26 protein-coding genes are annotated in these 26,210 nt (G+C 67.6%); 14 read left to right on the top strand and 12 right to left on the bottom strand.

The features are described 5' to 3' along the window. Nucleotides 1-16: 16 nt before the first annotated feature. Complete coding sequence (locus AC1VXD_RS00330; protein WP_482990332.1) at nucleotides 17-742, bottom strand: fimbrial biogenesis chaperone; 726 nt, start codon at nucleotides 740-742, stop codon at nucleotides 17-19. A gap of 73 nt (nucleotides 743-815) precedes the next feature. Next, nucleotides 816-1,343, bottom strand: a complete 528-nt coding sequence (locus tag AC1VXD_RS00325) for a fimbrial protein (protein WP_482990331.1) — start codon at nucleotides 1,341-1,343, stop codon at nucleotides 816-818. A 432-nt stretch (nucleotides 1,344-1,775) separates the two neighbouring features. Between AC1VXD_RS00325 and AC1VXD_RS00320 the strand changes: the two genes are divergently transcribed. Then, on the top strand, nucleotides 1,776-2,141 hold the full coding sequence (locus tag AC1VXD_RS00320; protein ID WP_482990330.1) for a hypothetical protein: 366 nt from the start codon (nucleotides 1,776-1,778) through the stop codon (nucleotides 2,139-2,141). 30 nt (nucleotides 2,142-2,171) lie between these two features. Here the strand turns inward: AC1VXD_RS00320 and pncB are convergent, their stop codons facing one another. From pncB to AC1VXD_RS00295, 5 genes are all read right to left on the bottom strand, one after another. Then, on the bottom strand, nucleotides 2,172-3,362 hold the full coding sequence (pncB, locus tag AC1VXD_RS00315) for a nicotinate phosphoribosyltransferase (RefSeq protein ID WP_482990329.1): 1,191 nt from the start codon (nucleotides 3,360-3,362) through the stop codon (nucleotides 2,172-2,174). Between the two features lie 98 nt (nucleotides 3,363-3,460). Further along, entirely contained in the window at nucleotides 3,461-4,300 is an 840-nt protein-coding gene (locus tag AC1VXD_RS00310; protein ID WP_108767691.1) for a glycosyltransferase family 2 protein, read from the bottom strand. Beyond that, nucleotides 4,297-5,151, bottom strand: coding sequence for a glycosyltransferase family 2 protein (locus AC1VXD_RS00305; protein ID WP_482990328.1), 855 nt, complete (start codon nucleotides 5,149-5,151; stop codon nucleotides 4,297-4,299). The genes AC1VXD_RS00310 and AC1VXD_RS00305 overlap by 4 nt, the downstream gene beginning before the upstream one ends. Nucleotides 5,152-5,769: 618 nt before the next feature. Beyond that, a complete protein-coding gene (locus AC1VXD_RS00300; protein ID WP_482990327.1) occupies nucleotides 5,770-6,315 on the bottom strand; it encodes a WG repeat-containing protein in 546 nt (181 codons plus the stop codon). Next, nucleotides 6,312-8,018 (bottom strand): alkaline phosphatase, encoded by a 1,707-nt coding sequence (locus tag AC1VXD_RS00295; protein ID WP_482990326.1) that lies wholly within the window; start codon nucleotides 8,016-8,018, stop codon nucleotides 6,312-6,314. The genes AC1VXD_RS00300 and AC1VXD_RS00295 overlap by 4 nt, the downstream gene beginning before the upstream one ends. A gap of 152 nt (nucleotides 8,019-8,170) precedes the next feature. On the opposite strand from AC1VXD_RS00295, the gene AC1VXD_RS00290 reads away from it, so the two are divergent. The 7 genes from AC1VXD_RS00290 to AC1VXD_RS00260 all read left to right on the top strand — a co-directional run bounded on the left by AC1VXD_RS00290 (nucleotide 8,171) and on the right by AC1VXD_RS00260 (nucleotide 15,273). Continuing rightward, nucleotides 8,171-9,505: a dicarboxylate/amino acid:cation symporter gene (locus AC1VXD_RS00290; protein WP_367382844.1), complete on the top strand. Its 1,335-nt coding sequence runs from the start codon at nucleotides 8,171-8,173 to the stop codon at nucleotides 9,503-9,505. A gap of 231 nt (nucleotides 9,506-9,736) precedes the next feature. Next, nucleotides 9,737-10,276, top strand: coding sequence for a hypothetical protein (locus AC1VXD_RS00285; protein ID WP_482990325.1), 540 nt, complete (start codon nucleotides 9,737-9,739; stop codon nucleotides 10,274-10,276). Then, on the top strand, nucleotides 10,273-10,896 hold the full coding sequence (locus tag AC1VXD_RS00280) for a hypothetical protein (protein ID WP_482990324.1): 624 nt from the start codon (nucleotides 10,273-10,275) through the stop codon (nucleotides 10,894-10,896). The genes AC1VXD_RS00285 and AC1VXD_RS00280 overlap by 4 nt, the downstream gene beginning before the upstream one ends. Before the next feature lie 45 nt (nucleotides 10,897-10,941). Beyond that, complete coding sequence (locus AC1VXD_RS00275; RefSeq protein WP_482990323.1) at nucleotides 10,942-12,324, top strand: adhesin; 1,383 nt, start codon at nucleotides 10,942-10,944, stop codon at nucleotides 12,322-12,324. Nucleotides 12,325-12,464: 140 nt separating this feature from the next. Then, nucleotides 12,465-13,169 (top strand): C39 family peptidase, encoded by a 705-nt coding sequence (locus AC1VXD_RS00270; protein ID WP_108769512.1) that lies wholly within the window; start codon nucleotides 12,465-12,467, stop codon nucleotides 13,167-13,169. 13 nt (nucleotides 13,170-13,182) lie between these two features. Next, nucleotides 13,183-13,932, top strand: a complete 750-nt coding sequence (locus AC1VXD_RS00265) for a hypothetical protein (protein ID WP_482990322.1) — start codon at nucleotides 13,183-13,185, stop codon at nucleotides 13,930-13,932. A gap of 45 nt (nucleotides 13,933-13,977) precedes the next feature. Then, entirely contained in the window at nucleotides 13,978-15,273 is a 1,296-nt protein-coding gene (locus tag AC1VXD_RS00260) for a transporter (RefSeq protein ID WP_482990321.1), read from the top strand. Nucleotides 15,274-15,399: 126 nt separating this feature from the next. Here AC1VXD_RS00260 and AC1VXD_RS00255 read toward each other — a convergent pair whose 3' ends face one another. The 3 genes from AC1VXD_RS00255 to AC1VXD_RS00245 all read right to left on the bottom strand — a co-directional run bounded on the left by AC1VXD_RS00255 (nucleotide 15,400) and on the right by AC1VXD_RS00245 (nucleotide 18,409). Beyond that, a complete protein-coding gene (locus AC1VXD_RS00255) occupies nucleotides 15,400-16,752 on the bottom strand; it encodes a sigma-54 interaction domain-containing protein (protein WP_482990320.1) in 1,353 nt (450 codons plus the stop codon). 241 nt (nucleotides 16,753-16,993) lie between these two features. Further along, nucleotides 16,994-17,737: a C40 family peptidase gene (locus tag AC1VXD_RS00250; RefSeq protein ID WP_482990319.1), complete on the bottom strand. Its 744-nt coding sequence runs from the start codon at nucleotides 17,735-17,737 to the stop codon at nucleotides 16,994-16,996. 132 nt (nucleotides 17,738-17,869) lie between these two features. Then, a complete protein-coding gene (locus AC1VXD_RS00245) occupies nucleotides 17,870-18,409 on the bottom strand; it encodes a C40 family peptidase (protein WP_482990318.1) in 540 nt (179 codons plus the stop codon). A gap of 111 nt (nucleotides 18,410-18,520) precedes the next feature. Here AC1VXD_RS00245 and AC1VXD_RS00240 point away from each other — a divergent pair, with 111 nt between their 5' ends. The 6 genes from AC1VXD_RS00240 (at nucleotide 18,521) to AC1VXD_RS00215 (ending at nucleotide 24,036) form a co-directional block, all read left to right on the top strand. Continuing rightward, a complete protein-coding gene (locus AC1VXD_RS00240; protein WP_108769506.1) occupies nucleotides 18,521-19,003 on the top strand; it encodes an FKBP-type peptidyl-prolyl cis-trans isomerase in 483 nt (160 codons plus the stop codon). Between the two features lie 99 nt (nucleotides 19,004-19,102). Further along, nucleotides 19,103-20,347: a DUF418 domain-containing protein gene (locus AC1VXD_RS00235; RefSeq protein ID WP_482990317.1), complete on the top strand. Its 1,245-nt coding sequence runs from the start codon at nucleotides 19,103-19,105 to the stop codon at nucleotides 20,345-20,347. Nucleotides 20,348-20,486: 139 nt separating this feature from the next. Further along, nucleotides 20,487-21,845, top strand: a complete 1,359-nt coding sequence (gene gorA, locus AC1VXD_RS00230) for a glutathione-disulfide reductase (protein WP_482990316.1) — start codon at nucleotides 20,487-20,489, stop codon at nucleotides 21,843-21,845. Between the two features lie 159 nt (nucleotides 21,846-22,004). Next, nucleotides 22,005-22,925 (top strand): DMT family transporter, encoded by a 921-nt coding sequence (locus AC1VXD_RS00225; RefSeq protein WP_482990315.1) that lies wholly within the window; start codon nucleotides 22,005-22,007, stop codon nucleotides 22,923-22,925. Beyond that, nucleotides 22,832-23,260: an MGMT family protein gene (locus AC1VXD_RS00220; protein ID WP_482990314.1), complete on the top strand. Its 429-nt coding sequence runs from the start codon at nucleotides 22,832-22,834 to the stop codon at nucleotides 23,258-23,260. Before AC1VXD_RS00225 ends, AC1VXD_RS00220 begins: the two co-directional genes overlap by 94 nt. 92 nt (nucleotides 23,261-23,352) lie before the next feature. Beyond that, entirely contained in the window at nucleotides 23,353-24,036 is a 684-nt protein-coding gene (locus AC1VXD_RS00215; RefSeq protein ID WP_482990313.1) for a rhomboid family intramembrane serine protease, read from the top strand. 76 nt (nucleotides 24,037-24,112) lie between these two features. On the opposite strand, the gene AC1VXD_RS00210 is transcribed toward AC1VXD_RS00215, so the two are convergent. Then, entirely contained in the window at nucleotides 24,113-25,699 is a 1,587-nt protein-coding gene (locus AC1VXD_RS00210; protein WP_482990312.1) for a phytoene desaturase family protein, read from the bottom strand. Beyond that, nucleotides 25,696-26,178, bottom strand: coding sequence for a VOC family protein (locus AC1VXD_RS00205; protein WP_482990311.1), 483 nt, complete (start codon nucleotides 26,176-26,178; stop codon nucleotides 25,696-25,698). The genes AC1VXD_RS00210 and AC1VXD_RS00205 overlap by 4 nt, the downstream gene beginning before the upstream one ends. Nucleotides 26,179-26,210 lie beyond the last annotated feature (32 nt).

The raw sequence follows: 26,210 nt of genomic DNA, 5'->3' as shown, positions 1-26,210 counted from the left end.
GCATGCAGCCGTTCGATCAGCTCCCGCTTCCGACGGTGACGGTGCGCTCCACGCGCCCGCCGAAATCATTGATGGTGGTGAAGCGCACCTGCGCGGTGGTGGCCGGCACGGTGAACTCCAGCTGCTGGCCAGGTGCCAGCATTTTTCCCTGTTCCTCGACCGCGGCATCCTGGGTGCCTGCCAGCGCACGCACTTCGGCCAGGGTGACGTGGAACGGGCTCGGATTTTCCACGCGCAGGCGGTTGCCGATGCGGCTCCAGCGCAGCAGCGCGGGCGCATCGTTTGCGGTGCCGGCCAGCCCCTGCGGGCGATAGAACAGCTTCAGGCGCGAGCGGAATGCAACCTGCAGCAGGTTCTGCTCTTCGCCCGGGGTGGCCTGCGGCGAGGGCGGCACATCCAGCACGTTGAACCAGAACACCGATTCACGATCGCTGGGCAGCGCCTTGCCGGTGAAGATGATGCGCAGCGCCTGGCTGCGGCCAGCTTCCACGCGGCTGATCGGCGGGGTCAGCACGAACGGGGCGTCGCTCGTTTCCGGCGTCTGCTCCGCATCACCCGAATCGATCCAGGCCTGGACCAGCGACGGCGTGTCGCCGGTGTTGTCCACCTGCACGGTCACTTCGCGCGACTGCGCCGGATAGATCACCCGGGTACCGTTGATGACGACGCCGGCCAGAGCGCTCTGACACAGGGGCAGCGAGAGCGCCGCCAGCAGCAGCGCCCGGGAAAGGATGGCTTTCATCGGAAGGACGACCCGGGAAATGGAACGAAGCCCTGCCCGATGGCTGCATCGGGCAGGGAGGGTGCAGCTACGATCAGTTGTAGATGATCGTGTACTTGACGTTGCTGGCGACGTCGCCGGCAGTCGACTGGCCGGTCGCGAAGTACTGGGCGGCGTAGTCCAGCTTGGCCGCGCCCTTGTCGGCGACATCGGTCCAGGTACCGGCCTGCAGCGTGCCCGTGCCACTCACCTTCACCGCGGTGCCGTTGGCGGTCAGCAGCTGCAGCTGCACGTTGGTGGCGCCGCCGCTGGCGGTGTTGACCAGGTTGCCGGTGCTCGAGTCGACGGTGACGCCCGGCTCGAAGTAGGTGGCGACCTTGCCGGCAGAGCAGTTGCTCAGGTTGATCGAGAAGGCGGTACGGCCAGCGACGTCACCGGCGGTCTTCAGGGCGGTGGTACCGACCGGCGGCAGGGGAACGGTGAAGTCCTTGCTGGAGCCGGCATTGATCTCGCAGGTCTTGGCGGTGACCTTGCCGGTGAAGTTGATGGTGCCATCGGCAGCGTTGGCGGCCAGCGGTGCGGCGGCGAGCAGGAGGACGGCGAACAGATTGATCTTGCGCATTTGCTTTCTAACCCTACTGAGAAATGTGGACGTAGAGGAGGAAGCAAGGAGCACTGCCGGGCATCAGACCCATCCTTGCGTCTCACCTGTGGCCGGACCCGCGATGAAGCCATCCTTGGGGCCCGAGACGACAGTATAGATCATAAATGTGATGCAGTTCACGCATTAGATGTGTCGCATCGCACATTGACGCCAAATATTTGGCGTGATACCCCGCCATGCGTTCGACGACTTTCGAACGCACGTCACACTCCTGCGGAACGTGGTTTACACGCGTGTCACGCAGCGAAGAGGAGGCTGTTTTCAAGGCAAAAACGCAATATTTGACGCGCATCACTATTGCTCAGTGACGCGCCTTCCAGATCGGAATTCTGACCCTTAAAGACTGTCTGGGGCTGTCGTTAACAGACTCATACCGAACCAGAGAACGTCATGAAGACCTCGATCCTGCTCTGCGTGGCCCTGATGGGTGTCAGTTCGCTGGCACATGCCGATGGCGGCACGGTCCGCTTCAGCGGTCGCATCGTCGATCCGGGCTGCTCGGCGCGCGTGGACGCAAAGCAGCTGCGCCTGGAAGGCTGCCCGCTGTCGGCCAAGGGCGCGACGGTCGCACTGGTGGCGATGGATGAAGACCAGGGCGCAATGCTGCGCGATGGCAAGCGCCAGGGCCAGCAGCTGGCCGTGGCCGCACGCACCCTGCGCGCGGGTGATCTGGTGTTCTCGGAAAGCTACCGCCTGGAAGCCCCGAAGCAGCAGCCGCTGCAGGGGGCTTACCTGGTGCGCGTCGACTACCCCTGAGCGTGACCGCCCGGCGATTCCGCCCCGGGCTCAGCCCTGGGGCGTTTCCGGCGGCAGTTCGAAGACCTGGCGCAGGTAGCTGAGGTAGCCCGGGTCATCGCACATGCTCTTGCCCGGCGAATCGCTCAGCTTGGCCACCGGCTGGCCATTGCAGCGGACCATCTTGATGACGATGTTGAGCGGGGTCGGGCCAAGATCGTTGGTCAGGTGAGTACCGACGCCGAAGGCCACCTGGCAGCGCCCACGGAAGTAGTCGTACAGGCGCATGACCTTGGTGATGTCCAGGCCGTCGCTGAAGACCAGCACCTTGCTGCGCGGATCGACGCGGCGCTGCTGGAAGTGGGCGAGCATGCGATCGCCCCAGTCGAACGGGTCGCCAGAATCGTGGCGCACTCCGTCGAACAGCTTGCAGAAGTACATGTCGAAATCGCGCAGGAACGCATCCAGGCCGACCACGTCGGACAGGGCGATGCCGAGGTCGCCGCGGTATTCGCGTGCCCACGAATCCAGCGCCGCCACCTGTGAATCACGCAGGCGCGGGCCAAGGGCCTGGAACGCCTGCAGGTATTCGTGGGCCATGGTGCCGTGCGGGGTCATGCCATACAGACGGGCGAAGTGCACGTTGCTGGTGCCGACCAGCTGCGGGCCAAGGGCATCGCGCAGCAGCGGCAGCAGGCGTGCATGCCAGTCGCGCGAGTAGCGGCGGCGGCTGCCGTAATCGGCGATGCGGCACTGTTCGAACCCGGGGGTGTCGCGCAGCAGCGCGGCCTTGGCCTGCAGGCGGCGTTCGCCCTCGGCGAAATCAGCGGTGGTGGTGTTGCGGAACCAGACTTCGTTGATGATCGCCAGCAGCGGCACTTCGAACAGGATGGTGTGCAGCCAGGGACCGGTGATGTCCAGGTCGATCTCGCCCGGCACCGTCGTCGACGGCTTCAGCTGGATGTACTTGCGATCCAGGTGGAACAGGCCGAGGAAATCGGCGAAGTCGGGCTTCACGAAGCGCAGGCCACGCATGTAGTCCAGCTCTTCGTCGCTGAAGCGCAGGCTGCACAGGTGGTCGATCTCTTCGTTGATCTGGTCGATGTAGCTCGCCAGGTCGATACCGGGGGTGCGGCACTTGAACCGGTACTGGACCAGGGCGCCGGGGTGCTGGTGCAGCACCGCCTGCATCATGGTGAACTTGTACAGGTCGGTGTCGAGCAGGGACTGGATGATGGCCATGGGGCAATTATGCCCCTGTTCGCGTGAAACACCTTCCCCGGGCCCGGCTGCGCGTAGATCCACGCCGAGCATGGATGCCTGCCCCGCCCCACCCGCCGTCAGAGCGCCTTGCGCAGCAGCCGCGGCACCAGCATCAGTGCATGGGCCCAGATCGCGCCCCACACCAGCACCCGCACCGGCGCCGAACGCTGCTTCGCCTCGAACTTGCTGAAGTAGCGCCACAGGCCGCGGTGCTTGTGCCACTCGACGAAGAACGGCCGCGAGCGGCTGGACACCCCGCGCACGTGCGTCACCCGCAGATCGTTGGCGATGGCCACCACGCCGCCCGCCTCGCGCACGCGGCGGCACAGGTCCAGGTCTTCGGCGTGCAGGCGGTAGCCGGCATCCCAGCCACCGAGCCGGTCGAACAGCGCGCGCGGCATCAGCAGCAACGCACCGGACAGCGCCGGCACCTGCTGCATCGCCTGCGCCGGGTCGCGCGGGATGGCCAGGCGCCCGCCGCGTCCGGGCGAACGCAGCATGGCCAGGAAATCCGGATCGCGACGGCGCACGGCATCGTCGGCGAAGCCGTGTTCGTCCACCTGCTCCACGCCCAGCAGGCAGTCACCCAGTTCCAGCGCGCGCAGGCGCAGCGCCGCCAAGGTGTCCTCCTCCACCAGCAGGTCGGGATTGATGAAGGCCAGCCAGGGACTGCCTGAATCGGCCACGCCCTGGTTGTTGGCGGCGGCAAAGCCGGGATTGTCCGGGTTGCCGATGAAGCGCACGCGCGGATCGTGACTGGCGTGGCGCTGCACGATTTCCAGCGTGTCATCCTGCGAACCGTTGTCCACCACGCGGATCTCGGCCACGTCCTGCGCCTGGCGCAGCCGCGACAGGCAGGCATCGATGGTGCTGCCGCTCTGGTAGGTGACGACGATGGCGGCGATGGCAGGGTTCAAGCAGGCGACTCCGGCGGCGGTGGCGTGGCGAACAGGTCGCCCTGCTCTCGCGGCATTATCGCCTGCTGCAACCGTTGCTGCAGGTCATCGCGCAGCGCATGCAGCGGGTCGTGCATGAGGAAATCGGCCAGCCGCGGCATCCAGCCCGGCCAGCGCGCGGCCAGGGCCTCCAGGTCACCCTCGCGGCTGACGGCCTCGCCGGCGCGGCTGACGAAGGCGTTTTCGCACAGCACGTTGCGCCAGCCCAGCCCGGCCATGCGCAGGCTGAGGTCGACCAGCGCCGCGTTCCAGCCGAGGTAGCTGTCGGTATCGAGGCCACCGGCACGGCGCCGCGCGTTGCCGCGCACCAGCACCGCGTGGGTGACCGCCGAGGGCAGTTCCGGGTGCAGGTTCGGCAGGCTTGCACAGGTGTGGGCCAGCAACACGGGATCGACCGGCTCGGGATTGATTTCGCCCAGCCGCGGCCATGCGGCAGTTTCGCCGGCATTGCACCAGGGCGTGGCAGTGGCGATGGCGGCATCGCGGGCAAACGCCGCCTGCAGCTGCTGCAGCCAGCCGGGCGCGGGCACGCTGTCCGGGGCGAGGACGGCAACGTCCAGTCCCTCGCAGGCGCGCAGCATTTCATCAAGGTGGGCGACTTCGCCGAGCGGTCGCGCGCGGCGGGTGTATTCGGCCTGCAGCGGCGTATGCGCGAGCCAGTGCTCGACCACGGCCTGCGCCCGCGGCCCGGCTTGGGCATCATCGGCCAGCCATACCGCAGTGCCCGCGGCGGTGCCGGCGTCGAGCGCGGCCAGGCAGCGGTCGAGCGCGGCATCGTCCACGCCCAGCGGCAACAACACGATCGCCCCCATCCCGCCTCCGTGGTAGTCGCTGGCGGTAGCGTAGCAGGTGCACGTGCAGGGCTTGCAGCCCTGCACCCGCTCGATGCAACGGCAACGGCAACGGCAACGTCAAAAGCTGGCATTCCGTGGGTTGGCGGGGGTGGGTCCGGTTGAGGGGGACGCTGCAAGTACGTCCATGCAAGCTCGGTCGCCGCATCCATGCGGCTCACGCCCTCAACCGGACCCACCCCGCCTTCGACAGTTTCCCAGTGCTGTTGGTGGGTGCCGACCGTTGGTCGGCACGGATGAATTCATTCGATGTCTGACAGAAAAATCGTGTCGACCAAGGTCGACACCTACCAAAAGCCGCGCGTCCCAGTAGATCCACGCCACGCGTGGATGAATTCAATCGATATCCGACAGATGTGCCGACCAACGGTCGGCACCCACCAACAGCCGCCGGCCAACTGTCGAAGGCGGGGCACTGTGGGTTTGCGGGGTGTGAGCCGCATGGATGCGGCGACCAAGGCTACATGGACGTACTCGCGCCGTTCCCGCAAACCCACAGTGCCCCGCCATCCCACGGAAGGCCGCTCTTTATCTTGCTTCGGCTTCGGCAGGTGCAGGGCGCAGCCCTGCAAAAAGAACCTATTTGACCCGACCTCCCGTGCGGTCGATGCGGAACCACTCGCCGCCTTCCATCGGCGTATGCCCATCGCCATCCGGCGTGCCACGCCTGCACCCGTTGCAGACCTCCGCCACGCCGTCCTCGAACGGCCATGCGAAATCGAACAGCGCCGGAATCACCTGGCGGAACTGCAGGTCGAAGTAACCCACGCGGTCACCCACGCGCCCGCGCAGCAGGCCTTCCTGCGGTATGTCCGCACCGTTGTCCCACGCCAGCACCGGCAGGCTGCGGCCGCTGCGGTCCACGTAGTGGAAGCCGCCATCGGCATGCACAACCGCCAGGCCGTGCGCGTCGTACTCCAGTCCCTTCAGCGCGTCGGCGCTGAGCTGCAACCGGTGTCCGTCCACCTCGCAGCCGGGCAGGGCCACCAGGCCCTGTTCTTCCGTCAGCTGCGTGCACGCCGGTGCCTGCGCCCACGCCGCACCGCTGGCCAGCAGGCCGCCCAGCGCCAGCGACCGCGCGAGGCGGCCGCTGACAGACGACGGCCAGTCAGGCCGTGCCGTCACTGCGCCTCGGCCTTGCGCTCGAAGGCGGTCGGCGCCGGCAGCTGCACCGGCACGCCCTTGTCGTCGCAGGTGCCGGCCTGGCACAGGCGCTCGCGCAGGGCCGGGGTGGCCTGCACGATCATGTGGTAGATCGCGTTCTGTTCCAGGGTGCCGCGGATGGCCTTGCTGCCTGGGCCGCGTGCCCAGATGCCCACGTCTTCGCCACCGTGCGACTCGGACTTCATCGGCACCAGCGCTTCCTGCATGTAGTCCGGGTGCTCGGTGTCCACGTCATGCAGGTTCGGGCGGCCGTTGGCCTGTTCGAAGCTGCTCGGGTTGTGCGGGTAGACCTTCGGGCCGACTGGCTGCTGGTTGGTGGCGCCGGTGTGGCCCGGGCCGTTGGCATAGGTCAGCGTGGTGTAAGGCTGGCCGTTGCCGTCCAGCGCGTAGTCAAGCTTGCCGGCGCCATCTTCGCCGCCCTTGTCCTTCACCTTGCCCAGGATCGGGTTGCCGCGCGCCGGGTAGCCGACAAAGTTGAGGGTGTGCGAGTGGTCGGCGGTGACGATGATCAGCGTGTCGTCGGCCGAGGTCAGTTCGTTGGCCACGCGCACCGCGTCGGACAGGGCGACGGTTTCGGTGAGGGCGCGGTAGGCATTGCCGCTGTGGTTGGCGTGGTCGATGCGCGCGCCTTCGATCATCAGCACGTAGCCTTCCTGGTGCTGCGCGAGGTTCTTGATCGCCGCGGCGGTCAGCTCGGCCAGGCTCGGCTCACCGGCCGGGTCCTGCGGGCGCTCGTACTCGTAACGCATGTGGTCCGGCTCGAACAGGCCGAGGATGGCCGGCGCGGTGGCCGCGGCCGCCAGCTGCGTGCTGTTCCAGACGTAGGCACCCTGCGGATGCGACTGCTGCCATTCCTGCACCAGGCTGCGCCCGTCCAGGCGCTGGCCGACCTTGTCGTCGTACTCGGGGTCGCGTTCTTCCACAGTGGTGAATTCACCACGGCCACCACCGAGGGCGACCAGCGGGCCACGGCCATAGCGCGAGGTCGACAGCAGCTGCTGGGCGATGTCCTTGCAGCCGGCGGCCTTGGCGGCGTCGGTCAGATCGGTGTCGTTTTCCCAGTTGCGCTCGGGCGAGTGCGCGTAGGTCGCGGCCGGGGTGGCATGGGTCAGGCGTGCGGTGGAGACGATGCCGGTCGCCAGGCCGGCGCTGTCGGCCAGCTGCAGCCAGGTCAGCAGGCCCTTGGACAGGCTGTCGGCGCAGTCGCTGCGGCTGCCGGCGCTGACGCCGATCGCACCCATGTGGGTCTTCACGCCGGTGGTGATGGCGGTCATCGTGCCGGCCGAGTCCGGCGTCTGTGAATCGGTGTTGTACGTCTTGCTGAACGCCGTGGCCGGGAAGCGCTCCCAGGACAGCAGGTTCTCTTCGCCCGAGCCGCCCTTCTGCTGGCCTTCGTAGATGCGCGAGGCGGCGACGGTGGTCAGGCTCATGCCGTCACCCAGGAACAGGATGACGTTTTTCGCCTTGCCGGACATCGCGCCATTGGCGGCCGCCTGGGCGGCGCCGCTGCGGTACCACCACTGCGGAGTCTCGCCGGCCGGGTGGGCGACGGGATCAACGGCGACCTTCAGGCCGGCCGGTGCGGAGGCGGGGGTTGTGCTGGCGCAGGCGCCCAGCAGCAGGGTGGTGGCACAGGCGGCCAACAGGGAGACGGAACGACGCATGGACGCTGGGATCTCACAAAGTGTAACGGGGGTTCATTATGCCCAACCCCGCAATGCACGCCGATGACACACTGTTTGCCGGTGGGGCGGTCGTACCGCCTGCCCGCTTGGGCTATCGTGCCAGCATCCCTTCCTTCCCCCCTGGATTGCCTATGAAACTGGTCTCTGCCTGGCTGCGGATTCCATTCTGGCAGCGCGTGGTCGGTGGCTTCGTGCTCGGCGCGCTGGCGGGCTGGGCGCTTGGCCCGGCCGCTGAAACGTGGTTCGGCCCGCTCGGCGAGCTGTACGTCACCCTCATCAAGATGATCGCGGTACCGCTGGTGTTTTTCGCGGTCATCAACGCCATCTCCTCCCTGCACGGCCAGAAATCAGTCGCCGCGCTCAGTGGCCGCACATTTCTCTGGTTCGTCATCACTGCCGCGCTGGCGGTGTGCGTGGGCCTGGGCGTGGGCACGGTGCTGCAGCCCGGCGCCGGTGGCCTGCAGCTGTCGATGGCCAACAACTACGTGCCGCGCGAAGTGCCCAGCGTGGTGCAGGTGCTGCTGGACGTGGTGCCGTCCAACGTGTTCTACGCGCTGTCGGGCATCGGCACCAAGGTCAACGCGGCGGGCGAGACCGTGCTGGCGGCCGGCCGTGGTTCGATCCTGCCGGTGATCTTCTTCGCCGGCCTGGTCGGCTTCGCCATCGTCAAACTGGGCGAGAAGGTGACCGAGGCGCGCAAGCTGGTCGGCCAGATGAGCGACATCATGATCCAGGTGACCCGCTTCGTGCTGGAAGTCACCCCGATCGGTACGTTCGGCCTGATCGCCGGCCTGGTCGGCAGCTACGGCTTCGAGAAGCTGCTGCCGCTGGGCCATTTCGTGCTGGCGCTGTACGTGGCGTGCGCGCTGCACATCATCGTGGTCTACAGCGCCCTGCTGCTCTCGCACGGCCTGAATCCGCTGAAGTTCTTCCGCGGTGCCGCGCCGGGCATGCAGGTGGCGTTCGTCAGCTCGTCCAGCTTCGCGGCGATGCCGGTGGCGCTGCGTTCGATCACCCATAACCTGGGCGTCAACAAGGACTACGGCTCGTTCGCCGTGCCGCTGGGCGCGAGCATCAAGATGGACGGCTGCGGTGCGATCTACCCTGCGCTGTGCGCGGTGTTCATCGCCCAGTACAGCGGCGTGCCGCTGTCGCCGGAGCAGTACGTGGTGGTGCTGATCGCATCGGTGCTGGGCAGCTTTGGCACGGCCGGCGTGCCGGGCACGGCGGTCATCATGGCCACCGTGGTGCTGAGTGCGGCCAAGCTGCCGCTGGAAACCATCGGCTACCTGTACGCGATCGACCGCATCCTGGACATGATGCGCACCATGACGAACGTGACGGGCCAGATGCTGGTGCCGGTGCTGGTGGCCAAGGAAACCGGCCTGCTCGACCAGTCGGTGTACGACAATCCCTCGACCAACGTCGGCCTGGACGATCCCGACCCGACCCCGCCGCGTAGCTGAAGCGGCACTGCAACGGGCTGTATCAGCACCTGTAACGCCGCTGATACAGCCCCCGCCAAGCCTTGTGCAGCGTTGTTTCCTGCACGTTAAGGCAAACGAAATCCGAACGCCTTTGTAACATCCTGCTGGCAACGCGCCCCGCCTGGACTGGCTGAACCGCTTGCCACCAAGCAGTCCGGAAGTTGGCACGGAAGCTGCTCCATCCCTGCGCATACGCAACGGGAGAGCGGCATGGACAGCAGCACCACCCATCTCGGTTCCTCGGTCCGGCAGCTGACGCTGCTGCTGACCTTGGCCTGCCCGCTGGCGGCCGCCGCCTCCGGTGCGCGCCAGGGTGTGAAGGCGCAGCCGGGCGAGATCGTCCTGCTGCGCGATGTGGCCGCACGTCCGGCCTACCGCATGGCACCGCCCGGCATGGCGTTGATCGCCGATCCCAAACCCCAGCATGAGATCGCCACAGCACTCGGCAGCGGCGGCGGCTCCAGCGGCATGGATGAATTGAGCGATGACGACTATGCCGGGCTCGGGGCGGGGCAAACCGGCCGCATGGCTGCGCCAGGCGGCACCACCGTGGAGCGGGTGACCCACCAGGCCCTTGGCGGCACGCTGGGCCGTTCCAGTGACGGCGCGCTTGGCGGCAACAGCCTGGGCGGTGCGATGAGCGGCCCGCTCGGCGCCGTCGGCAACACCACCCGCGGCATCGGCGATACCGTGCGCGACGCGCTGGCGCAGTTCCCGCTGGGCGCGGCACCGCAGGGAGGTGGCAAGTGAATCGCGCGGCGCGTGGCGCGCTGCTGCTGGTGCTGGCGGGTGCGCCCGCACTGGCCTGGGCCGACGATTACAGCGGCATGCTGTCCTATCTGGACGTGACCCGTATCGGCGACCGCGCGCTGGGCGGTGCCAGCGGCGCCATCATGGTCAACCAGGCCAGCGGCGACCTGAACATCCAGGCCAACCTGCAGGGCATGGCCACCGGCGACCAGGCCAACGTCGCCATCGCTGCCCGCCAGCAGCGCCATGCCGACGTGGTGCTGTCGGGGCCGCTGCAGGCCAGCGCACATATCGAAGGCCAGGCGCTGAACGGCGCCAGTGGCATCGCATCCATCAACCAGGCCAGCGGCATCGCCAACACGACGCTCAACGTCGTCAGCGCGACGCTGGCCCGGCAAGAGATACGCGAGACCGACGACGCGGCTTTGGCGGCGTCGGACATCGCGTCAACAGGGGGGCAGGGCGACACCGGCGACGGTGTTGCGGCGGGTATCCGCAGCGTCGGGGTTTCCGCCTCGGCACTACGGGGCTTCGACGGTGTCCTGCAACTCAATCAGATCGCGGGAGCCCGCAACGACACGGCCAACGTGCTTGGCATGGTCGTCCAAGGCAACCCGTGAGCAGTACCCACCACCCGATGTATCACTGATGAGAGAGAGGACACCATGAACGCGACTTTCAAAAAGTCTCTGCTCGCCATGGCAATTGCTTCTGCCTCGACCGCCGCCGCGGCCAATGGCTGGGACAACCAGAACGCCAACGCGAACATCAACCACAACCATGTCGTGACCGAAACCCGTAACGACACCCACAACCACACCGACAACGAGGTCCGCAACTGGACCCGTACGAACACCACGGTACGCAACAACACCGACAGCTCGAGCGTGACCCGCAACCGTTCGGTCAACGAGCAGGTGCAGAAGAACAGCAACATCCAGGCCGACGAGCGCAAGGAAAAGAACAATCATGGCGTTGACGTGAATCTGGAGAAGGACCTGCGCCTGAGCAGCGACGTGAACTTCTCCGGCGATCCGACCATCACCGGTGACATCGACCTGGATTCGGCCGCCATCGCGGTCATCGACAACCGCCAGTCGATCAGCCATAACGCCGCGTCCAACAGCCTGGTCACCAACAGCGCCTCGATCGCCGATGACGTCGGCTCGGGTGCCTCGGGCAACCTCGGCTTCAACGTCGTGGCCGGTGACAACAACGCGCAGGACAATGCGGCTTCGCTGTCCGCCGCTGACGCCTCCTTCAGCTTCGGCATGGCCGACGCCGAAGTGTTCGTCAACCAGTCCGGCATGGGCAACACCACCATGAACTCCGGCGTCACCAACGCTGCCGGCCTCGGTGGCAATGCCTTCGGCGGCGCGTCCGGCAACATCGGCGTGAACATCGCGTCGGGCAACAACAACGAGCAGAAGAACGCGCTCGCTGCTTCGGTGGCCACCAGCGCGATGGCCCAGTCCAGCATCAGCTCCAACCAGGTGTCCAGCGGCAATGCGGTGAGCAATGCCGGCTTCGTGCAGTCCTACACCGATACGGTGCAGGTCGGCATGAGCGGCGGTGTCAGCGGCCTGACCCTGGCCTATGGCGCCGGCACCTACAGCGGCCGTGGCAACGCCTACCAGATGGCCAACTACTATCTGGATACCTGGAGCGGCGACCTGCCGCACCCGGGTGGCAACGCGACCGGCCACATCGATCTGGACAACGAGATCCAGAACGCGACGCCGAACCCGTACCGTCAGGGCGTCGGTGGCCTGGGCTTCGATACGCGTGAAAGCGGCACCAGCCAGTTCGTCGAACTGGGCGTGGCCGATCTGTACGCCAGCCTGAGCGGCACCGTCACGACCACCCGCTGGGTGAACGTGAATGCGACCAACACCTCGGCGCTGTCGGGCAGTGCGTTCTCGGGCGCCTCCGGCAACATCGGGGTGAACGTCGCCTCGGGCACCGGCAACCTGCAGGCCAACAGCCTGGCCCTGGCCGTGGCACAGCCGAGCACCGGTGGCGGTGGCGGCACCGGCGGCGGCGAGTAACACCTGGCGTGACCGCTTTCGCAGCGAAGCTGCGTTGAGTGCAACAAGCCCGGCCATCCGCCAATGGCCGGGTTCCCCCGGGAGCCCCTGCTCCTCCTCCCCCTTGGGGCAGGGGCTCCTTCCTTCTGCTGGAGGGCACCATGGCCGCACACCGCTGCTGGATCCGCCTGCTGTCCTGCCTGCTGTTGCTGGGCAGCGCCCACGCATGGGCGGGCGACGTCAAGTTCACCGGCGTACTGCCCAACGGCGCGCTGATGCAGCAGAAGGTAGAGAGCATGCAGGAGCGGCGCTACCGCAACCTGGTGCGGCAACACACTGATTACAGCTGTGGCGCGGCCGCACTGGCCACCATCCTCCGCTACGCCTACCACCTGGACACCACGGAGGCGACGGTGATCGAAGGGATGATGGGCGTGTCCGATCCGCAGCTGGTGAAGGAACGCGGTTTCTCGCTGCTGGACATCAAGCGCTATGTCGAATCGCTCGGCATGCGCGGGCGTGGCTACCGCATCGATGAGAGCCGGCTGCGCAACCTGCGCGTGCCCGGCCTGGTGCTGATGGACGTGCGCGGGTTCCGCCACTTCGTGGTGCTCAAGCAGGTCCGCGGCGGCATCGTCGAGGTGGCCGACCCCATCCTCGGCAACCGCAGCCTGTCCTTGGCCGAATTCAACGAAGCGTGGCCGTCGCGTGCTGTTTTCGTCGTGATCGGCAGCGACTTCGATCGCAACACTGTTCTTCTGCAACCCAGCGAGCGGCCCAGTGCGCGTGCGTTGTACGCGCGGCAGGGCCCGATCACCGATGCCGAACTGGTCGATTTCGGCTTCAGCCATGCCGACCTGTTCTGAAGGAGGCCCGATCATGCTGTGCCAACGTTTGTTGATCGCCGCGCTGCTGCTGTTGCCGGTGCTGCCCGCCTGGGCCGCTGAAGGCGCACCCGGGCGCGGCCTGAAGGAAATACCCGATCCCGAACTGAACCTGATGCGTGGCCGTTACACCGTGGGCGGCAACAACGTGGCCTGGTTCGGGGTAACGATGATTTCGCAATGGCAGGGTGCCAACGGCAGCAGCGTGCAGGGCGCGCTGACCCTGGGCATGGACTTCCGCCAGGGCAGTTCGCCCCGGCTGACGTTCCAGCCGCACGTGCAGGTCACCAACGCCGATGCGCCGATGCCCACCCCGGACGGACGCAGCATCGACAGCAGCGGCCTGGCCAACGCCACCGGCCTGGTGCAGGCGGTGCAGGTGGCGGGCGATGGCAACACCGCGCGCAACGTGACCACCTTGACCGTCCGTGATGGCGCGGTGCCGACCACCACCGACGATGGCAACCGCATCGCCCAGATGCAGCAGGGCGGGACCAGTGCCACGGCGGTGCTTGATGGCAACCAGGCGCGCCTGATGCTGCAGATCGACGGCCAGGGCCTGGTCCAGCAGTGGATCCGCAATGGCAGCGTCGGCCAGGGCATCGCCCTGTCCGGTGAAGGGCAAGTGGCAAGCAACCGGCTGCAGCTTGAGCTGGTACGCAGCACCGTGGCCAGCAACCAGCCGTTGAGCCAGAGCGTGGCCCAGGCGATCGCGCTGAACCGCGGCATGGGCCCGGGCCAGTAACACGGCCCGGTCAAGGGGGAAGGACGGACAACGCAGGCCAACGACATGCACACCTATTTGCGGCTTACCCCGCTGGCGCTGGCGGCGCTGGCGGCCAATGCCTTCGCCCAGCAACCGGCGGCAGAGGCCAAGGACGGTGCCGATGTACAGGCACTGATCACCCAGCTCGAGCAGCTCAAGGCCAACTACGCGCAGGAGGTGCGACGCCTGCGCGAGCTGGACATGCAGGTTCAGGCCATGCAGGCCCGCCTGAGCGGACGGGCCGGCGGCGCCACGACCCCGGCGGCGCCCCTGGCGCCTGCGGCGGCGGCCGCCGTACCACCGAGCAGCGAAGGCTATGCCAGCACCGCGGCCGAGGCCCGGCAGGCCAAACAGGAGGCGCGGCGCAGCGTGGACGATGTGAAACAGCAGCAGGCGGCGCTGTTCTCGCGCAGGTTCACCATTGAAAACAGCCTCACCTACGCACGCTATGACCGCAAGCAGCTCTCCCTTAACGGCTTCCTGGCGCTGGATGCGATCTTCCTCGGCAACATCGCCATCGAGAACGTCGAGTCCGATTCGCTGACCTACAACCTGGCCGCGCGCTGGGGTGTCAGCCCGAACCTGACGTTGAACATGGACGTGCCCTACCTGGCACGGCGCACCGTGTACCAGAAGGGCGGTGCGGGCGGCGCGGCGGCGGCCATCGCCCAGGAAGAGACCAACGGCAACGGCATCGGCGATGTCAGCATGAGTGCCAACTACCGCCTGTTCGGCGAGCGTGGCTGGCGCCCGGAAACGGTGCTGACCGGCGGCGTCACCGCACCGACCGGCCGCGCACCGTATGGCCTGGACTGGCGGGTGATCGAGCGCGATGACGATGACTACATCCGCTTCGCGGTCCCGCGCGAACAGCCGACCGGCAACGGCGTCTGGCAGGCCAACCTGGGCGTGTCGATGGTGAAGACCGCCGATCCGGCGATCCTGTTCGCCAACGCCGGCTACATCCACTCCTTCCCGCGTGGCTTCGACGACATCGACAGCAACCCGGACACCGTGAACCCCGGCGATGTGAAGCTGGGCGGGTCGGTGTACTTCGGTGCCGGTGTGGCCTTCGCCTTCAACGAACGCACCAGCCTGAGCATTTCCTTCAGCGACAAGATCAGTGCACGCGCGTCCACACGGTTCCAGGGCGGGCAGTGGGTGAAGGTGATCGGCAGCGATGCCAACGCGGCGTCGTTGAACCTGGGCGTGACCTACGCGCTGAACCAGCACGCGACGATGGTGACCCTGCTCGGCATCGGCCTGACCCCTGATGCACCGGACTTCACGCTGTCGTTCAAGGTGCCGTACATGTTGTAGCTGATTGCGGTGATCCTGCATCGGCAACGCCGGGCCTTGCCCGGCGTTCTTTGTCTTCGCAGCGGCGCCGGCTGTCAGTAGAGCCGAGCCATGCTCGGCTGGCGTCCTGCCGGGCAGCGCCCGGCACTACCGCTCCGCTGGCAGCTCCAGCCGGTGCTTCCGGCACAACCGGTACACCGTCACCCGCGATACCTGCATGTGCCGCGCGCAGGCCGACACGTTGTAGCCATGCATCTTCAGTGTCCTCAGCAGCACATCGCGCTCGACCTGGCCGCGCGCGTCCTGCAGCACCGCGCGCGACGAAGGGGCGTCGGCGTCGGCCAGATCCAGGTCGCTGGCGCTGATCAGCTCGTGTTCGCTGACGATCGCCGCGCGCTGCACCCGGTTCAACAGTTCGCGCACATTGCCCGGCCAGTCGAACTGGCGCATCGCCACGCGCGCACCGGGATCGAAGCCACGGGCGCGGCCGGGGTGGCGGTTGCGGAAGCTGCGCAGGAAATGCTCGGCCAGCAGCAGCACGTCGCTGCCACGGTCGCGCAGCGCCGGCATCGGCAGGCGCAGCACGTTGAGGCGGTAGTACAGATCGCGGCGGAACCGCCCCTGGGCGACGGCCTGTTCAAGGTCGACATGGGTTGCCGCCAGCACGCGGACATCCACCCGCAGCGGCTGGTTGCTGCCAACCCGCTCCAGCGTGCCTTCCTGAAGCACGCGCAGCAGGCTGGTCTGTGCATCGGCAGGCAGGTCGCCCACCTCGTCCAGGAACACGGTACCGCCGTCGGCGGTTTCGAAAAGGCCGACCCGGCGCTGCGCCGCCCCGGTGAAGGCGCCGCGCTCGTGGCCGAACAGCTCCGACTGCACCAGGCTGGCCGGGATGGCCCCGCAGTTGACTGCCAGGAAGGACCGGCCGGCGCGCCCGGAGAGGGCGTGCAGGGCCTGCGCGGCCAGTTCCTTGCCGGTGCCGGTTTCGCCGGTCACCAGCACCGGCAGCTCGACCGGAGCGAATTTGTGCAGGGACGCGCGCACGGCCAGCAGGGCCGGGCTGTCGCCGATCAGCGCGGGCAGGCCGCTGCCGTCGCGTATCGCCGCTGCGTGCGGATCATCCTCGCCGCACTCGCGCTGCATCGCGGTCAGCAGGTCCTGCAGCTCGCGGGGCAAGGTGAACTGGTCCTGGCAGGCGCGCAGCAGCGGCCCCCAGCTGGGGGGCGGCACATCCAGGCCGCCCGGCAGCACGGCCAGCCAGGGCAGGTGGTGGTGCTGCTCGACCCACGGCAGCATGGGCTGCAGCGCCTCCGCATCGAGGTGGCGCAGGTCCAGCACGGCCACCAGATGGTCGCGGCCGCGCAGGCCCACGGCCATGGCTGGCGAGGGACTGACGCAGCGCAGCTGCCAGCCGGCCGCCACCAGCGCGTCGCGCTCGCTTGCCAGTGGCTGGCCGAACCAGATCACACAGCGTGATGGAACCTGCAGGCTTGCCGCCATGCCTTCCCCCAAGCATCCGGGCAACGCGGGCGGTGGCAGACCGGGCATCGCCGCGTGCCGCCCCACGCCGGGATGCCATGGCCGCATCCAGCGGCCGGCCGCGGCAGGTATCTCGCCGTGACATCAGTGTCCAACGCAGGCAGCGGCGGCCAGCGGCCACGCATCTGCACTTCAGGGGAGGCGGACAACAAAAAAGCCGCTGCAGGGCAGCGGCTTCCAGTGCGGGTGCGGGGCATCCGGTTCAGAGGTCGACGCGGCGGGCCTGCATGAACTTGTTGCCCCAGTAGCCGCTGAGCAGGGTGTCGACGCGGACGTCCTTGCCGGTGCTCGGTGCGTGCAGGAAGCGGCCTTCGCCGACATAGATGCCGACGTGGTCGACGCGGCCCTTGCGGCCGAAGAAGACCAGGTCGCCCGCAGCCAGCGCGGCGCGGTCGTTGATCAGTTCGGCATTGTTGTCATGGGCCATTTCGCGCGAGACGCGCGGCAGCTCGATGCCCAGCGCCGAGCGGAACACGTAGCCGACCAGGCCGCTGCAGTCGAAGCCGCTGTCCGGGTTGCTGCCACCCCAACGGTACGGGGTGCCCAGCAGGGTCATCGCGCGGCGCAGGAGGGACTGCACCTTGCCGTTGTCGGCCTCGGTGCCGACGACGCTGCCGTTGGCGGCGCTGCTGGTGTCGTAGTTGGCAAGCAGGCGGCTGAGGTCGCCGGCGACCATCGCCGAGCGGTCCATCAGCGGAATGGTGTCATTGGCGGCCAGATGCGGCAGCAGGGCGGCCAGGGTGGCGGTGGCAGCGGCATCGGCACGGCTGCGCTGTGGAGCGGCAGCGTCGGCCTTGGTGGCCGGGGCCGAATCGGTCTTGGCGGGGACACTCTGCGACCAGGCCGGAAGGCTGGTCAGACACAGCGCCAAGCCCAGGAAGAGCGGGCGGACACCACGTGAAGAAGCGGCGGTCTGGCCATGGCCTTGCAGGTCGTCAGTCGTCACGCGTCGGTCACAGGAAAAAAACGATGGGGGCATCATGCCCTGTAAAAGCGTCAATAAGTTAAAAATTCCGTTAAAAAACCGTTATTAACAATGTGATGGACGTCTCATTATTGAACATATCGCCTGTTCATTTTAGCGAAGAACGCGTTTCGCTCCTGTGTAGTGGTCTTTCCAGTAGGGACCGCTGAGTGAGTCCAGGCGCACGGTGCCGCCGGTGCTCGGCGCGTGCACGAAACGGCCTTCGCCCACGTAGATGCCGACATGGGTGACGTTGCCGCGGCTGCCGAAGAACACCAGGTCGCCGGTGGCCAGGCGCTGCGGATCGATCTTCGGTCCCTGCACGGCGGCCAGGTCGCGTGAGGTGCGCGGCAGCTTCAGGTCGACCATCTCGCGGTAGACGTAGGTCACCAGGCCGCTGCAGTCGAAGCCCGAATCTGGCGTGTTGCCACCATAGCGGTAGGGCGTGCCGACCAAGCCGATGGCGCGCATCAGTACCGAATTGGCGGCCTCGGGATTGTCCGGCGTGGTGGCCGGCCAGTGCGCCGTGGGCGGCGGCGTGGCGGGGCGGACGGCCTTGCCGCCACCGCAGGCGGCCAGTAACAGTGGCAGGGCCAGCAGCAGGGCGGGCGCGAGGATCCGGCGCAGGCCGGACGAAACTGGCGTGTTGTGCATGTTCTCCGGATAATGCGCCACCTTGGATTGGCCGTCATGATGGCGGCGTCCCCGCCGGGCGACAACCCGCCCCAACCCGCCTGCCTCCGGCAGATCCAGACAGAGTTGCGCATGAAGATCGAAAAAGACCGCGTTGTCCGCTTCCATTACACCGTCTCCGAGGTCGGCCAGGCGCCGATCGAATCGTCCAAGGACCGCGGTGAGCCGCTGTCGATCCTGATCGGCCACGGCAACATCATTCCGGGCCTGGAAAACGCCATGATGGACAAGGAAGCCGGCGCGACCTTCGACGTCGACGTCTCGGCAGCCGATGCCTACGGCGAGCGCCGCGAGGGCCTGTCCCAGCGCGTGCCGAAGAAGCACTTCGGCACCGCCAAGCTGGTCCCGGGCCAGCAGGTCGTGCTGCAGACCAACTTCGGCCCGCGCGCGGTCACCGTGCAGAAGGTCGGCATGAGCGTGGTCGACGTCGACCTGAACCACCCGATGGCCGGCAAGGACCTGCATTTCGACGTCGAGATCGTTGAAGTGCGCGAAGCCGCCAAGGAAGAAATCGACCACGGCCACGTCCATGGCGACGGTGGTCACCAGCACTGATCGCCGCGCGATCGTGATGGCAGCAACGGCCCGCTTCGGCGGGTCGTTGCGTTTCTGGAACAGGGCGCGGCCGTCCATGGCGCGCAGGGCGGCGGCATAATGACGGACCTGCCTGCCGGATGCCCCGTGAACGCCGCTTCCCTTTCCCTGCAGCCGGTGGCTTCCGGCGAACGCATCGCAGTGCTGGACGTGCTGCGCGGGGTAGCCCTGCTGGGCATCCTGCTGATGAACATCGAGGCCCTCAGCGGACCGCTGGACCTGGCCTTCACCGGCATCGACACGCGCTGGCACGGTCTGGATTACGTGGCCGATGCCTTCGTCTACCTCTTCGTGCAGGGCAAGTTCTTCATCCTGTTCTCGCTGCTGTTCGGTGCCGGCTTTGCGGTCATGGCGCGACGCGCGCAGGCGGCCGGTCGTGAATTCGCACCGTTCTACCTGCGGCGCAGCCTTGGCTTGGCGCTGATCGGCCTGTGCCACGCGCTGCTGGTCTGGTCCGGCGACATCCTGGTGATGTACGCGCTGGTCTCGCTGCCGCTGCTGGCCTGCCGCGAAGCGCCGCGCAGCTGGCTGCCGTGGATGGGCATCGTGGTCTACCTGGCCGGCGTGTCGATGATGCTGCTGATCGGCGCGATGGTGACGATCTCGCCGCCGCAGGACCTGCAGAAGATGCTGGTCGATGCGCAGCAGGCCATCGACCAGCAGCGCCTGGTGTACGGGCAGGGCACGTGGATGCAGGGCAACGTGCAGCGCCTGCAGGAGTTCGGCTCCTCGCTGGGCGCGCTGGTGATCACCGGGCCGGAAGTGCTGGGCATGTTCCTGATCGGCAGCTGGTTCGCCGCCAGTGGGGCGCTGACCGAGCCGGAACGCTTCCCGCGGCTGTATGCCTGCCTGCGCTGGGTCGCGCTGCCGCTGGGCCTGCTGGTCACACTGGGCGGGGTGCTGTGGAAGCCGTACCTGGCGCCGGGCGAATACAGCTTTGAAACCACCGCGGTGATGTCGCTGGTGTCGGTCGGCGCGGTGCCGATGTGCCTGGGCTACCTGGCGTGGATCGTGCACTGGCGCGCGCGGCTGGGCTGGCTGGCACCGGCGGGGCGCATGGCGCTGACCCACTACCTGGCGCAGTCGCTGGTCTGCACATGGCTGTTCAATCACTACGGGCTGGGCTGGTTCGACCTGATGCCGCGCGCATGGCAGCTGGTGTTCGCACTGCTGCTGTTCGCGCTGCAGGTGGGCATCTCGCAGCTGTGGCTGCGGCGCTTCCGCTTCGGCCCGATGGAGTGGCTGTGGCGTGCGATCACCTACCGGCAGTGGCCGCCGATGCGCCGAGAGCGCGGGCAAGGATGACGCCGGTCCGGGCTGCTCACGCTGCGCTGCGTATCGGCGATGGCATGCTCGCTTCCAGCGGACGGTGCCATCCACGCATGGCGTGGCTCTACTCCACAACGGCGGCGCCCTCTACTCTTTTTTGCTTCGAGCGATTCCGATGAGCACTGCATCCTTTGACTACGACCTGATCGTGCTTGGCGGCGGTTCCGCCGGCCTGGCCGGCGCCATCCGCGCGGCCCAGCACGGCAAGCGCGTGGCGCTGCTGGAACCCGGCGCGCTGGGCGGTACCTGCGTCAACGTCGGCTGCGTGCCGAAAAAGGCGATGTGGCTGGCCGCCGACCTGCACGAGCGCATCGGCCTGGCCAGTGCGATGGGCTTCGATGTGCCGGTACGCCCGGCGCTGTCGTGGAAGGAACTGGTGATCCATCGCCAGGCCTACATCACCAACATCCATGCCAGCTACAACAAGCGCCTGGACGAAACCGGCGTGGTGCGCATCCCCGCGCGCGGTCACCTGGTCGATGCGCATACCGTGGCCTGCAGCGATGGCGTGCGCTACAGCGCCGGACACATCCTCATCGCCACCGGGGCGCACCCGCAGCGCCCGGACATACCCGGCGCGGAGCTGGGCCTGGTCTCCGATGATTTCTTCGACCTGCGCAGTGCGCCGGCCGAAGTGGCGATCATCGGTGGTGGCTACATCGCGGTGGAACTGGCCGGCCTGCTGCAGGCGCTGGGCAGCAGGGTCAGCCTGCTGGTGCGCGGCAACCGGCTGCTGGAGCGCTTCGATCATGAACTGACCGACCAGCTGGCCGAGAACCTGAAACAGCAGGGCGTGCGCATCCAATTCGACTACCGCCTGCGTGAACTGCAGCGCGACGGCGAGCGCGTGCGCGCGTTCGGCCATGACGGCCCACTGGACAGCGTGTTCGATGCAGTGTTCTTCGCCACCGGCCGACGTGGCAACAGCCGCGACCTCGGCCTGGAAGCGCTGGGCATCGGCATCGGCGAACACCAGCAGGTGGAAGTGGACGAGTGGCAGACCACGGCGGTACCCAGCGTGCATGCAGTGGGTGACATTGCCGGCAAGGTCGGCCTGACCCCGGTCGCGGTGGCCGCGGCACGGCGCCTGATGGACCGCCTGTTCGGCGGCCGCCCCGGAGCGAAGATGGATTACAGCAACGTGGCCAGCGTGGTGTTCTCGCACCCGCCGCTGGGCGCGGTGGGCATGGGCGAGGAAGAAGCACGCGCCTGCTTCGACCAGGTGACGGTCTACCACAGCCGGTTCCGGCCGATGCTGCAGGCGCTGGCCAACGGCACCCAGCGCAGCCTGTTCAAGATGGTCTGTGCCGGTGCGGAGGAGCGGGTGGTCGGCATCCACCTGCTCGGCGAAGCAGCCGATGAGATCCTGCAGGGCTTCGCGGTAGCGGTGAAGATGGGCGCGACCAAGGCGCAGTTTGACGATACCGTGGCCATCCATCCGACCTCGGCCGAGGAAGTGGTGCTGATGCGCTGACACGCAGTTGTTGTAGAGCCGAGCCTATGCTCGGCTTTCTTCGCCTTGGAACCGCGGCGCCGAGCGTCGGCTCGGCTCTAGAGGGCATCACGCGCCCGCATGCGACAATGCGCGTCCCCACATACCCCATGGCCGCCCCTGCGGCCTGCCGTCGTCCTGATGTCCAACCCTTCCCCCCGCATCGCTACTGCCTCCCCGCGCATTGCCCTGGGCGGCATCGGCCTGGCTGCGGTCGGTGCCATCGCCGCGTCCGGCAAGGCCATCATCGTCAAGCTGGGCCTGCGCCACGGCGTCGATGCCACCACGCTGCTGGCCCTGCGCATGCTGATGGCGCTGCCGCTGTTCGTGCTGATGGCCCTGTGGTCGGCGCGCCGTGCCGAAACGCTGTCCTGGGCTGACCGTGCCCGCGTGCTGTGGCTGGGCTTCACCGGCTACTACCTGTCCAGCCTGCTCGATTTCCAGGGTCTGCAGTACATCAGCGTGACCCTGGAACGGCTGATCCTGTACTTGAACCCGACCCTGGTGCTGCTGATCAACGTGCTGCTGGCGCGGCAGCGCCCAGGCCGCTGGCAGGTCGCGGCGCTGGTGCTGAGCTACCTGGGCGTGCTGCTGGCCTTCGGCCATGACCTGCAGCGCGAGGGCGGGCAGATCATCGTCGGCAGCCTGCTGGTGCTGGGCAGCGCGCTCAGCTACGCGCTGTACCTGTTCGGCAGCGGCCAGGTGGTCGCGCGCATCGGTGCGGTGCGGCTGACCGCCTATGCCAGCTGCGTGGCCGGCGTGCTGGTGCTGCTGCATTTCGCCATCACCCATCCGCTGCCGCTGCTGTGGCACGCACCGGCGCCGGTGCAATGGCTGTCGCTGGTCAACGCCACGGTGTGCACCGTGCTGCCGGTGCTGGCGATCATGCTGGCGGTGCAGCGCGTCGGCTCGTCGCTGGCCGCGCAGGTGGGTATGCTGGGCCCGGTTTCCACCATCGTGATGAGTCTATGGCTGCTCGACGAGCCGATGGGGCCGGCGCAGATCGCCGGCACCGTGCTGGTGCTGATCGGCGTGCTGCTGGTGACCCGCCTGCGGCGCTGACGCCGGAGCAGGCGCGTGACCGCATCCTGGCGGTGATCCGTGCGATCCCGCCGGGCCAGGTGCTGGGCTATGGCCAGGTGGCGATGCGCGCCGGCCTGCCCGGACGCGCCCGCCTGACTGCGCGCATCCTTGGCCGGAACGAAGACCCGGACCTGCCCTGGCACCGTGTGCTGCGCTCGGACGGGCGCATTGCCATGGCCGAAGGCTCGGCCGGCTGGCGCGAGCAGTCGCAGCGGCTGCGCGCCGAAGGCGTGGTGGTGGAAGACGGCCGCGTGCGCATGCCTGCCAGCGACCCGGCCGCCGCGCTGGACGCGGCGCTCTGGGGCCCGGGCTGATCGCCGGCGACGACTGAACGGACGGGCAGGGCAGTCGCCACGCTGTCGTGAGGCTGCGGCTATGATGGAGGCCGTTCCATGCCGGTATTCCCATGTTCCCGCGACTGCCCACCGTCACCAAGGCTCTGCTGATCGCCAACGTGATCCTGTTCCTGCTGCAGCAGCCGTTCCTGCTCGGCATGCAGACCTTCGAACCGTTCATGCTGCAGCCGTGGCAGCAGGGCTTCGATGCGTTTTCCCCAGGCGCCAATTTCCAGCCGTGGCAGCTGCTGACCTATGGCTTCCTGCACGGCAGCTTCGGCCACCTGTTCTTCAACATGCTGGCGGTCTTCATGTTCGGCGCGCCGCTGGAGCAGACCTGGGGGGAAAAGCGCTTCCTGCTGTACTACCTGGTGTGCGTGGCTGGTGCCGGTGTCTGCCAGTTGCTGGTGGGTACGCTGCTGGAGAACCCGGCCACGGTGCTGGGCGCATCCGGCGGTGTGTTCGGCCTGCTGCTGGCCTACGGCATGCTGTTCCCGAACCAGCGCGTGATGCTGCTGTTCCCGCCCATTCCGATGAAGGCACGCACGTTCGTGATCCTGTTCGGCGTGGGTGAACTGGTGCTGGGCATGACCGGCTGGCAGCCGGGCGTCGCGCATTTCGCACATCTGGGCGGCATGCTGTTCGGCTGGCTGCTGATCCGCTACTGGCGCGGGCAGCCGCCGTTCAACAAGCGTCGCCCGCCCGGCCCTCCCGGCCCACGCAAGCGCCCGAACCACCTGCGCAGCGTCAAATGATTTAAAGGATCATTTGACGCTGTGGGTGCCGACCGTCGGTCGGTACACGCTGCGCGCATCCACGCATGGCGTGGATCTACCCATCCTGCAACACCACCTGCGCGGCATTGTGCCCGGGCGCACCGGTCACGCCGCCGCCGGGATGGGTACCCGATCCACACAGGTACAGCCCCGGCAGCGCACCGCGATAGCCGGCCTGTCCGACCATCGGTCGTGCCGAGAACAGCTGGTTGGCACTGAGCGCGCCGTGGAATATATCGCCACCGACCAGGCCGAAGGTCCGCTCCAGATCCAGCGGTGACAGCACCTGCCGGCCCAGTACGCTGGCGGCGAAGCCCGGCGCATGGCGGTCGACGGTGGCGATCATCAGGTCGGCCACCTCATCGCGATGATCATCCCAGTGCCGGCCACCGGGCAGCACCGGCGCCACGTGCTGGCAGAACAGGCTGGCCACGTGCTGCCCGGGCGGGGCCAGCGAATCATCCAGCGTGCTCGGGATAAGCATCTCCACGATCGGCTCGCGCGACCAGCCATCGCGCCGCGCATCCAGCCAGGCGCGGTCCATGTAGTCCAGGCTGGGCGCCATGATGATGCCGGCGCTGAGGTGGTCGCCGGAACCGGGCAGGGCGCGGAAATCCGGCAGCCGCGACAGTGCCACGTTCATACGGAACGTGCCCGAGCCGCAGCGCCACTGTGCCATCCGCTCGCGCGTCGCCGGCGGCACCTGCGCCGGGTCCAGCAGTTGTTCGTACAGCAGCTTGGGATTGACGTTGGCGACCACCGCACGTGCGCGCAGGGTTTCGCCGTTGTCCAGTTCCACGCCGGCCGCCCGCCCCTGCTCGACCAGCACGCGCCGCACGCCCGCATCCACGCGCAGCTCCGCACCCGCCTGGCGCGCCGCCGCCGCCATCGCCTGGCTGATCGCGCCCATGCCGCCGATCGCGTGGCCCCAGGCACCCTTCACACCATTGCACTGGCCGAACACGTGGTGCAGCAGCACATATGCACTGCCCGGCGTGTACGGGCTGGCGAAGTTGCCGACGATGCCATCGAAGCCGAACAGCGCCTTGATCGGTTCGCTCTCGAACCAGCGGTCCAGATACTCGGCCGCCGACAGGGTGAACAGGTCCAGCAGCTCCTGCCGCAGCGACGCATCCAGCGTGGCCAGTTCGCGGCCGAGGCGCCCCATCTGCCACAGCGCAGGCAGGGCGCGCCATCCGCCGGACACGCCGAGGTCGGGCGGCGCACGCAGTGCCCATGCGCGCAGTACGTCGGCGAAGATCCCCAGCCGCGCTTCGTACTCGGGCAGCCGTTGCCCGTCGCGCTCGGAGAACTTCGCCACCTCGGCCCGGGTGCGGCCCGGTGCCGACAGCAGGTAGCGGCCGTCATCCATCGGCAGGAAGTTGTTGGCCGGCCGGTTGATGATGCGCAGGCCGTGCGCGTGCAGCTGCAGGTCGTCGATCACCTTCGGCTGCAGCAGCGACACGGTGTAGGACGCCACCGAGTTGCGGAAGCCGGGATGGAACTCCTCGGTGACCGCTGCGCCGCCCAGCACGCCACGGCGCTCCAGCACCAGCACCTTCTTTCCGGCTTTCGCGAGGTAGGCGGCGCACACCAGTCCGTTGTGGCCACCGCCCACGATGATCGTGTCCCAGTGGCTCATGCGCCGGCAATCGCCGCTTCGATGCTGGCGATGTCGATTTTCTTCATCGGCATCATGGCGTTGAAGGCGCGTTTTGCCAGTGCCTTGTCCGTGCTGGTCACAGCGTCAATGAGCATGCGTGGGCTGATCTGCCACGACACGCCCCAGCGGTCCTTGCACCAGCCGCAGTCGCTTTCCTGGCCGCCGTTGCCGACGATGGCATTCCACAGCCGGTCGGTCTCGGCCTGGTCTGCGGTCTGGATCTGGAACGAAAACGCTTCGTTGTGCTTGAACGCCGGGCCGCCGTTGAGGCCGACGCAGGCCACGCCGCAGACGGTGAACTCGACGGTGAGCACGGCGCCCTCCTGGCCGGCCGGGTAATCGCCCGGCGCGTGGTGCACGGCGGTCACCGCGCTGTCGGGGAAGGTGTTGGCGTAAAAGGTGGCCGCATCCAGCGCCTCCTTGTCGTACCACACGCAGATGATGTTCCTCACGGTCATGATCGGCTCCGCAGCGGACGAGGGCGCAGCGA

This window comes from Stenotrophomonas sp. STEN054, from assembly GCF_056854535.1.
This window is presented reverse-complemented; position numbering and strand designations above follow the sequence as displayed.